General features: G+C 64.7%; 9 protein-coding genes. 6 read left to right on the top strand and 3 right to left on the bottom strand.

Annotation, left to right across the window (positions count from 1 at the left end):
• Both K8638_RS03415 and K8638_RS03410 read left to right on the top strand, forming a co-directional pair.
• Nucleotides 1–299, top strand: a 299-nt coding sequence (locus K8638_RS03415) for a hypothetical protein (RefSeq protein WP_223752921.1), incomplete at its 5' end; no start/stop codon positions are given.
• Between the two features lie 71 nt (nt 300–370).
• Nucleotides 371–1078, top strand: coding sequence for a hypothetical protein (locus K8638_RS03410; protein ID WP_223752920.1), 708 nt, complete (start codon nt 371–373; stop codon nt 1076–1078).
• Between the two features lie 319 nt (nt 1079–1397).
• Here K8638_RS03410 and K8638_RS03405 read toward each other — a convergent pair whose 3' ends face one another.
• Both K8638_RS03405 and K8638_RS03400 read right to left on the bottom strand, forming a co-directional pair.
• Entirely contained in the window at nt 1398–3302 is a 1905-nt protein-coding gene (locus K8638_RS03405) for a UvrD-helicase domain-containing protein (RefSeq protein ID WP_223752919.1), read from the bottom strand.
• Nucleotides 3299–5572 carry an ATP-dependent endonuclease gene (locus tag K8638_RS03400; protein WP_223752918.1) on the bottom strand — a complete coding sequence of 758 codons (2274 nt, stop codon included), beginning with the start codon at nt 5570–5572 and terminating at the stop codon, nt 3299–3301. Before K8638_RS03400 ends, K8638_RS03405 begins: the two co-directional genes overlap by 4 nt.
• Nucleotides 5573–5679: 107 nt before the next feature.
• On the opposite strand from K8638_RS03400, the gene K8638_RS03395 reads away from it, so the two are divergent.
• Nucleotides 5680–6453, top strand: a complete 774-nt coding sequence (locus K8638_RS03395) for a hypothetical protein (RefSeq protein WP_223752917.1) — start codon at nt 5680–5682, stop codon at nt 6451–6453.
• A gap of 175 nt (nt 6454–6628) precedes the next feature.
• Here K8638_RS03395 and K8638_RS03390 read toward each other — a convergent pair whose 3' ends face one another.
• Nucleotides 6629–9838 (bottom strand): NEW3 domain-containing protein, encoded by a 3210-nt coding sequence (locus K8638_RS03390; protein WP_223752916.1) that lies wholly within the window; start codon nt 9836–9838, stop codon nt 6629–6631.
• A 336-nt stretch (nt 9839–10174) separates the two neighbouring features.
• Between K8638_RS03390 and K8638_RS03385 the strand changes: the two genes are divergently transcribed.
• The 3 genes from K8638_RS03385 to K8638_RS03375 all read left to right on the top strand — a co-directional run bounded on the left by K8638_RS03385 (nt 10175) and on the right by K8638_RS03375 (nt 14312).
• Entirely contained in the window at nt 10175–10729 is a 555-nt protein-coding gene (locus K8638_RS03385) for a chalcone isomerase family protein (RefSeq protein WP_223752915.1), read from the top strand.
• Between the two features lie 129 nt (nt 10730–10858).
• Nucleotides 10859–11662, top strand: a complete 804-nt coding sequence (locus K8638_RS03380) for an OmpA family protein (RefSeq protein ID WP_223752914.1) — start codon at nt 10859–10861, stop codon at nt 11660–11662.
• A 40-nt stretch (nt 11663–11702) separates the two neighbouring features.
• Nucleotides 11703–14312, top strand: coding sequence for a TonB family protein (locus K8638_RS03375; protein ID WP_223752913.1), 2610 nt, complete (start codon nt 11703–11705; stop codon nt 14310–14312).
• Nucleotide 14313: the final 1 nt, after the last annotated feature.

Here is a 14313-nt window from a genome sequence, read left to right as displayed (position 1 = left end):
CGCCGCCGGGAGGCAAGCCGGAGCAGGGCTTCATCCCGGACTCGGTGGTGGGCAACCCCGAGGAGTTGGTGTGGGGCAGGCCCTACCGCTTCGTGGAGGCGAAGGCTCGTGCGGAGATGCCACTGACTGGCAACCTCAAGGCTATGCTCCAATATGTCGAAGAGTATGGGGGCCACATTGAGGTGTACTTTCGCTCGGCACAGCACCCACGCGGCCAGACGGGGCTCTCCAAGCCCCTGCTCCTACAAATCGAAGCGCTCAAGAAAGAGGGCAAGGCGGAGATAAAGTGGGAGCCCTGAGTTATGCAATGACTTCACGAACACTCATCACGCGTATCCATCTCCCGCCGGGTCCTCCGTCCTCTGCGGTCGTGCGGGATCTCGTTCGGCTTGCGTTCAACGAGTACCGCTGGTTCCAGCCCGCCGTGTATGGGCGCTTCGGAGAGGATGGACGTCTGGATCCGAGGGACACCGACTACAGCGCGCTCTTCGCCTACTACGATGAGTTCCAGAACGTCACGATTGCCGACAGCATGGACCGTGACTTCTTGATGATCTTCCCAGCTAGAGGAGCTGAGTTCCCCTGGATCGGCAACATCTCCTGGTCAACCTCCTTCCCCGACACGATGCCGGAGGAATGGCGCGATGCGCATCTTCGTCAGGTCGTGGAGGTCATGCGGTTGGTGGGGGCTCCTCTGGGCCAAGCGGGACTGGATGAAGATCAGCGCCGCAAAAACGAGCTCCTTATCCCCAGCCCCGACGGGTTCACCAATCAGACCTTCACGGTGCGCGACCCCAGCGAAGGGCTCGCGGGCCTCTTCTGGCGCAACATCTTCGGTCCGCCGTTCGTGCGGATGTTCGGGGACCGGCTTCTGTCCCTGCCTCCCGGCACCGCTCAGGACCTGGGAGACGGGCTTGTTCTGGTCCAGCCCTACGAACTGCCCACCCAGGCGATGACACCCGAAGGTGACGCAGCGGAGGAGTGCCTCATCACGGTGCTGGGACCCGGGTGCTTCTACGACCACCAGCACCAAAGCAAGCCGACGCGCGTGCCGGAGTTTACTCTGCCCGCGAAGTGAGCACCCTCGCGAGCTAAGCCAGGGAGAGTAAATCCGTTCAGGGGGGGCCCTGCGCCGAGGCCCGATTTTTCGGGGCGGGCGGCTATGCCCCTCACACGGATTCCTCTCCTTGGCTTAGCGCTGGCGCTATGAGAGCGAGGGACATTGCGGCTCTCCAGGTGGTCCTGGCGACGTTTCGGTGGCCTCTCATTACGGCCGGGCACCTCGGAGCTGTCCACTGGATGCTGGTGGCTCAGGTAGGAATGGGAACGGACGATCGCCGCCCGCATCAGGTCCAGATAGTTGAAAGAAAAGACGAAGCTCGAACCTGCCGCTCGCGTCAGCCGAGTTCGAAGTTAATACTAGAGACATATACATCATTACGCGGGAATATTCCTTTGGAGGCTACAGCCTTGTTGGCCCTCTCCACGTCTGGAGCAAAAAGAACAACCGCCAAGTCTTGTGTTGCCCTAGAGCAGCAGACGTAGAAGAGTCGCCGTGTTCGACTAATCACCGACTCTCCGCCTTCTCGTGAAATCTTTTGATCTCTTTCCGAGAGAGGAGCGGATCCAAAATACTTCCCGTATGAGAATAAATTGTAATCGCTTTCTTCATCATCCAGGACGACGAGCACGCGCTGAAATTCAGCGCCCTTGACTCCCTGCTGGGTCGCAAAGGGAGACTCGTCCTCAATGTAAGCGCGATACCCCCATAGTTGTGCCGCAGGGCAGTTAAGGAATTTGCTCACGGCTGCATGCTCTGGGTCCGACTCGTCACTCTCGTCTGAAGTCGGCGTGTCCGCAAGGAAGCGCATGAATCTTTCGTCTAGGGAAGAAAGCTCTCGATTTCGAACGAACGTGAGCACTTCTCGGATTGAGTGGGTGCTCTCGTTGCTGGTCATTCCAACGAAATGGTCGACATCATTTTTTAGATACGTGAGTACCTCGGCTGCGTTCTTTCCGGAGATGTGCTCTTTTGTGAGAAGCGGACAGTGCTTGCGTAGTATTGAAATAACGTCGAAGTCAGCGCGAGCACGAGCAGCAAGAGCGAGAGGGAGCAGATAAGTCATGAATGGTCGGAGGACCCATGCTGTACCGTCCAGCAGGCCATCTCTCAAATTGGCCGGAGCTCCATCGTCATTTAGCGCGGCATAGATGTCGGAAAAACTGAGACGTCGCGCTGCCATACGATGAACAAGAACTAGGACGCGTACGTTTCCATCATCGCCGTCGCTTTCCCAAAGTGGGTCGTTGTTGGCTTTTGCCAGCCAGCGGCGTACATCCGCAAGACGTTCGCTCCGACGCTCATCAGCCGGCAGAATAAACAGCCGCGCCGTTCCCTCAACTTGTTCACCCCCGTCTTTGCGACCGACAGTTCTCCCTCTGATCTGATGAAGGCCGTCGTCCTCCGCCCGAATTTGGTTGATCACGCGTAGTACACTGGCCGAGCAGCGGAAGTTCTCCTGTTTTGTTATTTCTGTCCATCCAGCACCTGGTGTGATCGGACCCGTACCAGTCGGATAGATTCTCTGCATTGGGTCGCCGAAGAAGCCGAGGCAGAAACTGGTGCCGGCCGTGTCTGCGATCTGCTTCAGTGCGGCGACAAGAGGTGGGTGTGTGTCCTGGCTCTCGTCTACAAATATGAAAGGGAATCGGTTGGCAATCAGTGTGCGTAGCAATGAATGATTGCTGATTAGTGCAGGTCCAATTCTCAATACGTCGTCGTGGCCGAGGATTCCATTGGCGTAGTCGCTGCCCGCACCGTACGTAAAGCGTGATACGGCGCCTAGCTTCGCGCTTTGGAGTTGGTAGCGCACACGTTCGCGAGAGAGTCGCTCCCGTGTATTGTCGCGCGTTTTCGGACTTGCGATCTTCTCCTCGGATTCGGCGATTTTTTCTCTGAGCCTGCCCTCTACCCAGTTGCGCAAATCATTCTGAAATGGCCGCACCACGGTCCATAGAAAACTGTGGATCGTAGAGACGTGGAACAGGGGGGCGTTTCCGACATCCCCCCAGATTTCACCGACCGCAACGTCAGTGTAGGTGATGCAGGCGATCTGCTGTCCGCGACGCCTCAGTTCGGCGCCCTTGGTCTGAGCGAGGTAGTCGAGCGCCTTGACCAACGAAGTCGTCTTTCCCGAACCAGCACCGGCAACCATCACGAAGCTTGCAGGCGGTCGTCCATCAAGACAGGCGCGCAGTTTCTGGTCGGCTTCGGTATCGGGCTTTTCGATCCGACTCGTCATGCGGCCACCTCAGGAGACGTAATTGCGCCCTGGCTTTCGCTAGTTGCTGCGGCGTCTTGAGTGGTGACGTTTGGCGCTGGCGATGGTGGATGGGACTGTGTGACGTGTTCCTGCAGCCATCTGAGACCCTCGGCTATATAGGTCGGCACCTTCCAAGCCACAGGCTCATGCGCGAGGAGGGCGAGCGCAAAGTCAGTTTTTTTGAACGACGATCTTGTGACTCGTTTGTGTATTTTTTCGGCTAGGTCTTGGAGGGAGAGTGGGGTCTTGCTGCGAATAAAGAGTTTCAGATCGGCGCGCTGTTGATCTTGGCACCAGTCGAGGTTCTCGAATGCGAATGCCTCTTCCAAAGTCCGGCCGATGAGAACTTCCGTTTCTCCACGCCAGGCGACTGCGACTTGAGTCTGGTAGGTTACACGGATTCGTGCTTGAGAGTTCTTGGTTGGCGGCTGAGTTCGATTCTCTGGGGTAGCCGTAAGGAGGTCGATGATGGCGGTTCGTCCCGGCAACCAGTGGATTAGAGTCTGGTTGGATGTCACAGCGCCTTGCTTGTGCGCCATGCATATATTTCCGTCGTCTGGTTCGTCGTCGGTCGTGCCTTCGGCGAGGACTGCGCCGTTCTCTCCAGCAGGATGTAAGGATTCGCCTTGCACGCTGTCTATGTCGGTGACAATAAGCGCGGTGAGTCCGAGGAATTCGATAAGTGAGCGAAAGCGGTGCCCAAATGCTCCGCCGATTTCAAGGATGCTTAGGCAGGTGGACCTAAGTTTGGGCGCCTCCTTCGCGATCATATGGGGAAGTAGGAGTCGCTCGACGTTTCCCTCAACCAGCACGGCAGCATCAGCGAAAAATAGGTCGCAATGCGTCAGTTTGAGGTAGCGCTCCAGGAAGTCGCGCGTTGAATTCTCGGTGGTGTTATAGAAGGCAGATAGGTTCAACACCTCGGAGGTCTGTGCAGTGCCGCTTGCGTGGCGGCGAAAGTAGCGTATTGGCCGGAAGCCTCGCTCATAGAGAATATGGGGTGAGTGTGTCGTGACGACGAGTTGACTTGAGTAGTGCGTCAATTTCTCGTCTTCGAACGACAATATGTCGAGCACCTTGCGAATGAAGACCTGTTGCAGTTGGGCATGGAGATGAGCTTCAGGTTCTTCAATGAAAATGAGATGGAGTGGGGGGCGGTCCTCTTCAATGTCCATCCATTGAGCATGGAGATCGAGCAGTTCCACGACCATGTAGATGAGGTTCTTGAACCCGAGACCATTATAGCGGTCTGGAAGCGTCAGTTCCTCTCCATCACGCTGCGCATCTCCAAGCGCGTAGTGAACTCGTGCTCCCTCATGACTGCTCATGATCGTTGCGGGGTTTAGTGCCGATTTGATGACAAGTCGAGGATTTGTCAGTCCCGGATAACCCAGTTCGCCTAGTCGACGCAGTGTTGGCTCAAACACGCGTGCAAAGTGCTTGTTGAGACTGTCTTCCGATTCCGACAGCGCGCTTAGAGCCTCAATGTCGTCTTCCCGCTTCTCCAGATTGCGCTTGTAGAAGCGGCTAAGGCAACGTGACAGATCCTCTGCTCGGCTCCCATCAGAGCTGTCGGAGAGGTGACGCTGTGCGTTTAGAAAGTCGACGCGTAGTAGCGAGCCTAGCACGTCCTTTCCGCTGCGGCCCTTGTCGGGCGTCAACTGCAATGGCACGTAATCTGCGTTTTCAGCGAATGCTTCATCGAAGCGTGCGCGATCTAAGACGTAGTACCGGAGTTCGAACTCACGCCGAAGATTGTCCGTGAGGTACTCGCAAAGAGTACGTGGCGAGGGTTGGTAATCCCCTCTGCCATTTCGGCCTGGTCGTGCATTTGCTTGCGCCTTGGCGCGCGCTTCGTGAAAACGAGCTAATAGTACCTTCTCATCCGAGGCTCCAAACTCAATACGAACCCCGACAAGAGACCCCTCCCAACTCAGGCTTGGTAAGAGATCGACAACGCGATGGAGGTCGGTGGATTCGACATGGAGCCAGATGTCAAGGGAGATTTTGGGGAGTTTGGCATCTGCGGCCTGCTCGCCAAAGGCATCGATCTCGGCCCAGCATTCTGCGCTGAAGTCGTGAATGGAAAAACGATCCCGCGATGCTCCCAGGAACAGTTGGAAGGCCTGGGCGGTGGATGTTTTTCCGCTGTTGTTGGCACCAACAAAGATCGAAATGTCCTGCGCAAGATCAATCTGGACATCTTTGAGCCTGCGGAAGTTTCTGACCCGCAATGCCTGGATATGCATGCCGCCCCTCCGGTCGTCTAGGCTACCGGGATGCGCACGGTTGCGCTACATCTGCGACGTGATGTGCAGATAGTCGAACTTGGTGTGGATGAGTAGCCTGGGGTGAGATGACCTCACGTTCGATCGAAGCCACGGTCTATGTGCCGCCTGGGCCTCTGCCCACGGGGGTCGTACGAGACCTCCTTCATCTCGCATTCGAGGAGTACCGCTGGTTCCAGCCCGCACTTGAGGGACGCTTCGATGAAGACGCGGAATCGGAGTCAGGCACCCTCAATTACAGCGCTCGTCTTCCCTACTACGACAAGATGAGTGGCTTCCTCATCGCGGACAGGGAGGAGCAGCAGTGCTTATCGATCTCCACGTCCGTAAGAACTGCGTACCCCTTTGTTGGACGGGTCTCCTGGGTCGTCAAGGTCGATGAGTGGAACGCGATGGAATGGCGCGATACCCACCTTCATCAGGTCATGGAGGTCATGCGACTGGTGGGCTCCTACCTGGCGCAGGCCGCGATGATTGGTGATGTGCACCGCAAGACGGAGCGGTTCATCCCTCTTCCCGACGGCTTCGGCACCGAGCAGACCTTCACTGTCCGCGACCCCAGCGAAGGGCTCGCCGGGCTCTTCTGGCGCAACATCTTCGGCCCGCCGTTCGTGCGGATGTTCGGGGACCGTCTCCTGTCTCTGCCGCCCGGCACCGTTCAGGACCTGGGAGACGGGCTCGTCCTGGTCCAGCCCTACGAACTGCCCACCCAGGCGATGACGCCCGAGGGTGACGCGGCGGAGGATCGCCTCATCACGGTGCTCGGCCCGGAGTGTTTCTACGACCACGCGCACCACCACAAGCCGACGCGTGTGCCGGAGCTCATCCCGCCCACCCGGTGAGCGCGCCTTCCGTGGCAGCCGAGCACCACCACGGAAGCGCGCCGCCCGAGCTCATCAGGTCGCGCGACCTCGTTGCGGGCTCCACTTTCGGGCGCCCTCGCACTGTCACGCGGTAGCGCCCATGAACCGGAGACGGCGAGCGTACCGCGTTCCCGCCGCCTCCAGTTCCACCGCCTCACTGCACCGAGAAGCTCACGGTATTGCTGGTGACCGTCTCCGTGCCCGCGGTGGCGGTGGCGGTGACGCGGTAGGTGCCGCGCACGCGCGCCGTGTAGCTCCACGCCGCCTTGCCCGTGGCGTCGGTGGCCACGGTGAGCGAGTCGGTGACGCCATCCGGCCGGACGGCGCTGAAGTGCACGCTGGCCTGGGCATTCACCGTGGCGGTGAGGGGCACCACGCTATTGCGCTTGTAGCTGGAGGCCGGCACGGACAGCGTGGCCTTCAGCGGCGGCGGGGTGACGTCCACGGCGAAGGTGCCGGTGGTGGTGCTCGCGCCCGTGTGCGAGGCGAGCGCGCTGACGGTGTATCGGCCCGCGGAGGTCATCTCAGGCGGGGTGACGGTGAGGTCCACCGAGCCGCTCGCGCCGGGCGCCAGCGTGAGCGACGCCTGCGAGAAGCTGTACGTCCAGCCCGACGGCACCGTGGCACCCACCGCGAAGCTCTCCGCGGCACATGCCGGGTTGTCGGTGTTGGCCACCGTCAGGGTGACGGTGTGCGGCTTGCCGGCCTCCACGGTGCCCGGGTCCGGGGTGATGCTCACCGTGGGGGCCTTGTGCAGGCACACCACGCGCGCCTCCAGCTCCGCGCCGTGGACATGCGCGCCATTCCGGAGCACGGCGACCTCGAAGAAGCGGCTGCCCGCCGTCGAGGGATTGGGCGCGGTGACGGTCAGCGTGGCGGTGGCCGTGGCGCCGGGGGCCACGGTGAGCACCGGCGAGGACAGGGCGAGCGGCCAGAGGTCCGGACTGCTGGCGCTCAGGTCGAACGAGGCCGGGGCGCACGCGGCCGCGTCATGGTTGGTGAGTGACAGCGTGTAGCTCGCCGAGCCGCCCGGCTCCACGTCGACGAGGGCGGGCAGCGCGGTGAACGAGGGCGCGGCCCGCACGCACGGGTCCACCTCCACCGAGGCCGTGGCGGTGGACTCCACCTGGTAGCCCTCCCGGAGAATCCGCACGTCCACCGCATGGGGACCCGCGGCATCCACCGGCACCGTCTTGAACATCGTGAACGTGTGGGAGGTGCCGGCCTCGATGTCGAAGCCGAACTGGTCATAGTCGGTGGCCCAGCCCTGGGGCAGCGTGGAGTCGGGCTCGAAGTAGGCCCAGCCGCACGCGCGCGAGTCGCGGTTGATGAGGGTGATGCCGAACGCGGCGGTGCTGCCCGCGGTGACGACCTGCGACTGCCGGTCGAACCGGACCTCGATGGGTGCGGGCTGGCACGGCGGAACCACGTCCAGCGAGTCCGTGACGTGGACGGACTCGCCCTCGCGCGTGACGGTGACGTCCACCGTGTACGTGGCGTACGGCGTGGCCTCCGGCACCTGCTTGGTGAAGTAGAGGTAGCGGCGCTTGCCGGGCTCCAGGGTGAGGCTCGCGAGCAGGTTGGTGGTGGGCCAGCCCGTGGGCAGCGTGGACTGGAGCTCGAAGGTGGAGACGGGGCAGCCCACCGTGTCGTTGTTGACGAGGGTGAGGGCGCTGTCCACGTACGAGCCGGGCGCGGCGTAGTCGGACCAGGTGTCCAGCGTCACCGTGGGCGGCGCGCGCACGCACGGCACCGGCTCGTAGTGGACGCTCACGGTGACGCTGTCCGCCGTGGCGGAGTCCACCGACAGCCGCAGGTTGGTGTACGGGTCCGTCCACGTGGAGCCGGGGAGGAAGGCCGGGTCCGTCCAGGAGGCCGTCTCCGGGGTGAAGTCCAGCAGGTGTGTGAAGCTGCCGGTGGAGGCGTCCTGGTAGTGGACGAGCGCGCCGCCGAACACCTGCGAGGGCAGGGTGAGGTCGTAGTCCCCCACCGCGCGGCGGGCCTCCAGCCACAGCCAGCCGTCGCCGTGGAAGCCACGCCGCACCTTCAGCGCCTGCACGCCGCCCCCCAGCGGCCCCGCGAAGGGCGCCAGGGTGAAGGTGCCGTCCGTGCTGTCCACCGTCGTCACCGCGGCGGGCTCCAGCCACCCGAGGCGCGTCTTGTGGGGCGCGGCGTAGTGGCCCAGGTTCCAGCTCCCCATGGTGGAGAACACGTCGCCGTACTCGGCGACCGTGCCATTGCTGCCCACCGGGCCCAGGGGCTCCGCGCCGAAGTCACGCGAGCTGGCGTGGTGCAGGGTGAGGTTGTGGCCGCCCTCGTGCGTGACGAGCTCCACGCCCACGTCGTTGGGGCTCATGTACTCCGCGCGCAGCCAGGACGTGGAGGCGGTGATGGCGCCGTCCTGCGTGTTCACCGTGGAGCAGGCCAGCGTGCCCAGGCCACCGTAGTGGCAGCCCAGCCCCGTCGCCGCCGGGTGCACGATGAAGACGCGGTCATACGTGCGGAAGTCCACGTCCGCGTCCGCGGCGGCGATGGCCGCGGCGCGCAGGGCATTGCTCTCGTAGCACGAGTAGGCACGGTCCAGCGTGTACCAGCCCACCACGTCACCGCTGGCGCTGGTGCGGCCCTGGGACACCTCCTGCCAGAAGCGCGTCAGCGAGCGCTGCGTGGAGGAGAAGAAGACCTCGCGCACCTGCTCCACGGTGAGGGTCTGCGGCTGGCCGGGGAAGGTGGCCAGGATGACGATGCCGCGCTGGTCTCCGGTGAGGGTACACGCCGAGGTGGCGGAGAGCGCGGAGCGCACCGGCACCACCTCGGCGTCCTCGGCGGCCACCCGCGCACCCAGCTTCAGGCCGCGCACACGCAGGTGCTGGCCGCTGAGCAGCTCGGGGGGAACCCCGCCATCGAAGCGCACCTGGAGCCGCTCGCCCTTCACGCGGACGAAGACGTCCGTGCGCACCTCGCGCAGGTCCGGGCCGTCCACGACGATGACCTCCGCCTCACCCTCGAACGTGCCGCGCTCCTCCAGGTGCCGTGCCGCGCCGGGGGTGCTCCGGGCCAGCCGCTCGCGCACCGGCTCCGGCAGGGCCAGCGCGAGGGCGGCGTCCGCGTCCACCTCCATCAGCGAGCCCAGGGCCTCGGCGCGCTCGGCCAGCAGGGGGGAGAGGTCGGCTCCAGGCCGCGCCCCCACGCGCCGCAGCCGGGTGTTGAGCTGGGATACCTTTTCCTTCAGCGGCGCCACCTCCGGCCGCGAGGGGGCGCTGCCTGGGGCCGTGTCGGGAGCCGGCGCGGAGGGCGCGGGCTCCTCTCCCCTGGTGCAGCCCACGGCCACCGCCAGGGTGAGTACCAATAACGTGCGAAGCATTCCTTCTCCCGGGTGAGCGGCGGCCCTGGCGCGGGGAGTGCGCCCCGCCGGCCGCCGCGCGCGCCTTCTCCCCCGGGGCGGTGGAGGTTTTCAACCTCACGACAGCAGCCAAGGGTGCGAAATCCCGTGCCGTTGCACGGAGTTGATCTCGATGTCGCCCTCTCGTGCTACCAATACTTGGGTGTCCAAGTACCTGGCACCCGAGGTGTGCCGCGCTTCACGCCCGTCGTCGCCGTCCACTGCCACACAGCCTCGCGCTTTCAGGCGGTGGCGGCCCTGGCAGTCCGTGTGCACCGTACGTGGCACCGGATTGAGAGGGGTTCGGGGGTCGGACGCATGAGGATTCAGGCGTGGCGTACGTGTGCTCGGTGGCTCGTGCTCGGACTGGTGCTCGCCGTGGGCTCGGCCCAGGCGGGGCAGAAGCAGGTGGGCGGCGTCAACATGCCGGACTCGTTGACGCTGCACGGGCGCACCATCGCGCTCGCGCACATGCAGTTGCAGAAGCGACTGTTCTTCAAGGTCTACGTCTGGAGCCTCTACCTGGAGGAGCAGCCACGGAGCGCGTCCGAGGCCATCGCCTCCAACTCCGTCAAGCGCCTCCACTTCCGCTTCCTGCGCGACATCAGCCGGGAGCAGCTCGTGGGCAGCCTCCGCGCCGGCCTCCAGAAGAACCCGGACCTGCGGCAGGGGCCCCTGGCCAACCACCTCCAGGTGATGCTGTCCTCGCTCCGGGATGTCCAGAAGGGCGAGGACCTGGTCATCACCTACCTGCCCGGCGCCGGGCTGGAGATCGCCGGCGGCGCCAGCGGAGGCGCCTTCATCCCCGGCAAGAGCTTCGCGGACGCCCTCTTCTCCGCGTGGCTGGAGGTCCACCCCATCTTCCCCCGCTGACGCAGGCCCGCACGCCCTCCTGCCTGGGAATCATTGGTGGTCAAAATAGTGTAGAGGTTCTTCCTGACCCGGGCCGCCGCTGGCGGTAGTCTGGTGGCCCACTGCTCGTTGTCGGGAGGATTCGTACATATGCGGACACGGCTGGTTCTGGCTGCGCTCGTTGCGCTCTCCACGGGGTGCGTTTCGCAGGGGAAGTTCGACGCCAAGGCGCTGGAGGCGGAGCAGCTCGCCAAGGGCCTCAATGACGAGAAGGGCGCGCGCGAGGCCGCGGAAGCCAAGGTGAAGGAGCTGGAGGCGAAGGCCGCCGAGCTGACGCAGGAGAAGGAGGCGCTCACCGCCCGGCTCACCACCTCCGAGTCGCGCCTCACGGCGAACGCCGCCGAGCGCCGGGCCCTGGAGGAGAAGAACGCGCAGCTCAGCGCCCTCAACGAGGAGCTGGCGCGCAACACCCGGAAGCTGGCCCAGGCGAAGGAGGAGCTGGAGAAGAAGAGCTCCGAGTACGAGAGCCTCGCCCAGAGCCTCAAGCAGGAGATTTCCGAGGGCAAAATCGAGCTGTCCGAGCTCAAGGGCCGGATGACGGTGCAGCTCAAGGACAAGATTCTCTTCGCCTCCGGCTCGGCGCGCGTGGGCAAGGAGGGCGAGGCGGCGCTGGCGAAAATCGCCGACGCGCTGAAGACGGTGCAGGGCAAAATCATCCGCGTGGAGGGCCACACGGACGACGTGCCCACCGGCGGCGGCCAGTTCCCCACCAACTGGGAGCTGAGCCTGGCGCGCGCCATGGCGGTGGTGCGCTCGCTCCAGGACGCCGGGGTGGACCCCACGGCCCTGTCGGCGGCGGGCTACGGCCAGTACCAGCCCATGGCCCCCAACGACTCGCCGGAGAATCGCAGCCTCAACCGGCGCATTGAAATCGTGCTCGCTCCCAAGCTGTAAGGGCGTTAGGACGGGCGCGGGAGACAACCCCACGCCCTCCATGAAAACGCTCGCTGCCGTCCTCTGCCTCCTCGTCGCCACCGGGGCCATGGCCCAGGCTCCGGAAGGTGGCGTCTCCGATGCCGGCGTCCCCACGGGGGTGCTGACGAAGCCCCCCGTCCTCAAGCGCCAGGTGGAGGCCGCCTATCCGCCGGAAGCCGCCGCCCAGCAGCTCGAGGGCACGGTGATGATGTTCATCGACATCTCGGAGACGGGCGCCGTCACGAATGTCGAAGTCACCGAGCCCGCCGGCCACGGCTTCGACGAGGCGGCGGTGGAGGCGGTGAAGCAGTTCGAGTTCGAGCCCGCCGAGGTGGACAACGTGCCCGCCCCGGTGCGCATCCAGTACGCGTACCAGTTCGTCTTCCGCCCGGCCCCGCCACCGGTGGACGCGGACGGAGGCACCGCGGAGCCCGAGGCGCCGGTGAACTTCAGCGGAGAGGCGCTGGAGCGCGGCACGCGCAAGCCGCTCAACGGCGCGGAGGTGGTGCTGCCGGAGCTGGACCAGTCCACCGTCACCGACGCGGAAGGCCGCTTCTCCTTCCGGGGCGTGCCCGTGGGCACCCACGAGGTGCTGGTGGTGCTGGGCGGGTATGACCGCTTCCGCACGAAGGAGACGGTGACGGAGGGGCAGGAGACGCGCGCGAAGTACTACGTGCAGAAGCGCATCTTCAGCCCGTACGAGACGGTGGTGCGCAGCGACCGCGAGCGCAAGGAGGTGACGCAGACCTCCATCCAGGTGGCCGAGGTGCAGCGCATCCCCGGCACGCAGGGCGACACGCTGAAGGTGGTGCAGAACCTGCCCGGCGTGGCGCGGCCGGCCTTCAACGGCGGCCAGCTCATCATCCGCGGCACCAGCCCGCAGGAGTCCGGCGTCTTCCTGGACGGCCAGCGCATCCCGCTGCTGTTCCACTTCGGCGGGCTGACCTCCGTCTACAACTCGGAGCTGCTGGAGGCGGTGGACTACCTGCCCGGCAACTTCTCCGCCTACTACGGCGACATCACCGGCGGCGTCATCAACGTGCGCAGCCGCGAGCCGCGCATGGACCGCATCCATGCCACCGTGGGCGTCAACCTCATCGAGTCCAACGCGGTCATCGAGGGGCCGATTACCGACACGCTGGGCTTCGCGGTGGGCGGCCGGCGCTCGTACATCGACCTGGTGCTGGGGCTGGTGCCGGAGGGTGACGGGCCCAGCCTCCAGGTGGCGCCGCGCTACTACGACGCGCAGCTCAAGCTGGTGTGGAAGCCCCTGTCGCGGCACACCTTCTCGCTGCAGGGGATTACCTCGCGGGACAGGCTGGGCCTGGTCTTCGACCGGCCGGCGGACAATGACCCCACCATCAACGGTGACCTGGACGTCACCACGGCCTTCAACCAGCTCCGGCTGCGCCACCAGTACCGCGCGGAGGCCCTCACGCTGGACACGCAGGTGCTGGTGGGCGGCACACTCGTCGAGTTCGTCATCGGCCAGCGCAACCTGAAAATCGACTCCACGGACGTGGCCCTGCGTTCCACCGCCGAGTACGTCTTCGGCGAGCCGCTCACGCTGGCGGGCGGCCTCGACGTGGTGAGCAGCTTCGCGCGTGTCACCGCGCGCATCCAGGCCCCGCCGCGCGAGGGCGAGCCGCCCACCCCCACCGTCACCGAGGAACTGCTCACCACGGACGGCGACTACCACCAGTACTTCCCGTCCACCTGGGTGGAGCTGCGCTGGCGCCCCATCCAGGAGCTGCTGGTGGTGCCGGGCCTGCGCCTCGAGAGCTACGTCTTCACGGACCAGGAGAGCCCCCGGCGCACGCTCAACCCGCGCCTGGCGGTGCGCTACTGGCTGACGGAGACGGTGACGCTCAAGGGCGGCGCGGGCGTCTACCATGGCCCGCCGATTCAGGAGGAGCCGAGCACCGCCTTCGGCAACCCGGACCTGCTGGCGAAGCGCTCGCTCCAGTACAGCGTGGGCGCGGAGTGGCAGGCGCGGCCGGAGTGGTTCCTCGGCGGAGAGGTCTTCTACAACGACCTGGACGGCCTCATCGTCCGCTCCAACGCGACGGTGGTCCGCGACGGGGAGGTGGTACCGGAGCGGCTGACGAACGGCGGCGTGGGCCGCATCTACGGCTTCGAGCTGCTGGTGCGCCGCTCCCTGACGGACCGGCTCTTCGGGTGGATTTCGTACACGCTGAGCCGCAGCGAGCGCCGGGACACGCCGGAGTCGGCGTGGCGCCTCTTCGACAACGACCAGACGCACGTGCTGACGGCGATTGCCTCGTACAAGCTGCCGGCGGGCTGGGAGGTGGGGGCACGGCTGCGCTTCGCGTCCGGCAACCCCACCACGCCCGTGGTGGGCTCGGTGCGCGACGACGGGACGGACGTCTTCGTCCCCCTCTACGGGGCGGTGAACTCGCGGCGGCTGCCGTCCTTCAACCAGCTCGACATCCGCGTGGACAAGAACTTCGTGTTCGACCGGTGGGCCCTCAACGTCTACCTGGACCTGACGAACGCCTACAACAACCCGGCGGTGGAAGGCATCGCCTACAACTACAACTACTCCGAGAGCGCCTTCTTCGAGGGCCTGCCCATCCTGCCCATTCTCGGCGCGAAGGGGAGCTTCTGAC

The organism is Myxococcus sp. RHSTA-1-4 (genome assembly GCF_020037125.1).
Taxonomy (GTDB): Bacteria; Myxococcota; Myxococcia; order Myxococcales; family Myxococcaceae; genus Myxococcus.
The sequence above is the reverse complement of the archived record's forward strand: the minus strand, read 5'-3'. Positions and strand labels throughout refer to the sequence as shown.

Coding starts and splice junctions, on each gene's coding strand:
- K8638_RS03395 (WP_223752917.1), top strand. CDS start 5,680: ATGACCTCACGTTCGATCGAAGCCACGGTCTATGTGCCGCCTGGGCCT.
- K8638_RS03375 (WP_223752913.1), top strand. CDS start 11,703: ATGAAAACGCTCGCTGCCGTCCTCTGCCTCCTCGTCGCCACCGGGGCC.
- K8638_RS03380 (WP_223752914.1), top strand. CDS start 10,859: ATGCGGACACGGCTGGTTCTGGCTGCGCTCGTTGCGCTCTCCACGGGG.
- K8638_RS03385 (WP_223752915.1), top strand. CDS start 10,175: ATGAGGATTCAGGCGTGGCGTACGTGTGCTCGGTGGCTCGTGCTCGGA.
- K8638_RS03400 (WP_223752918.1), bottom strand. CDS start 5,572: ATGCATATCCAGGCATTGCGGGTCAGAAACTTCCGCAGGCTCAAAGAT.
- K8638_RS03405 (WP_223752919.1), bottom strand. CDS start 3,302: ATGACGAGTCGGATCGAAAAGCCCGATACCGAAGCCGACCAGAAACTG.
- K8638_RS03390 (WP_223752916.1), bottom strand. CDS start 9,838: ATGCTTCGCACGTTATTGGTACTCACCCTGGCGGTGGCCGTGGGCTGC.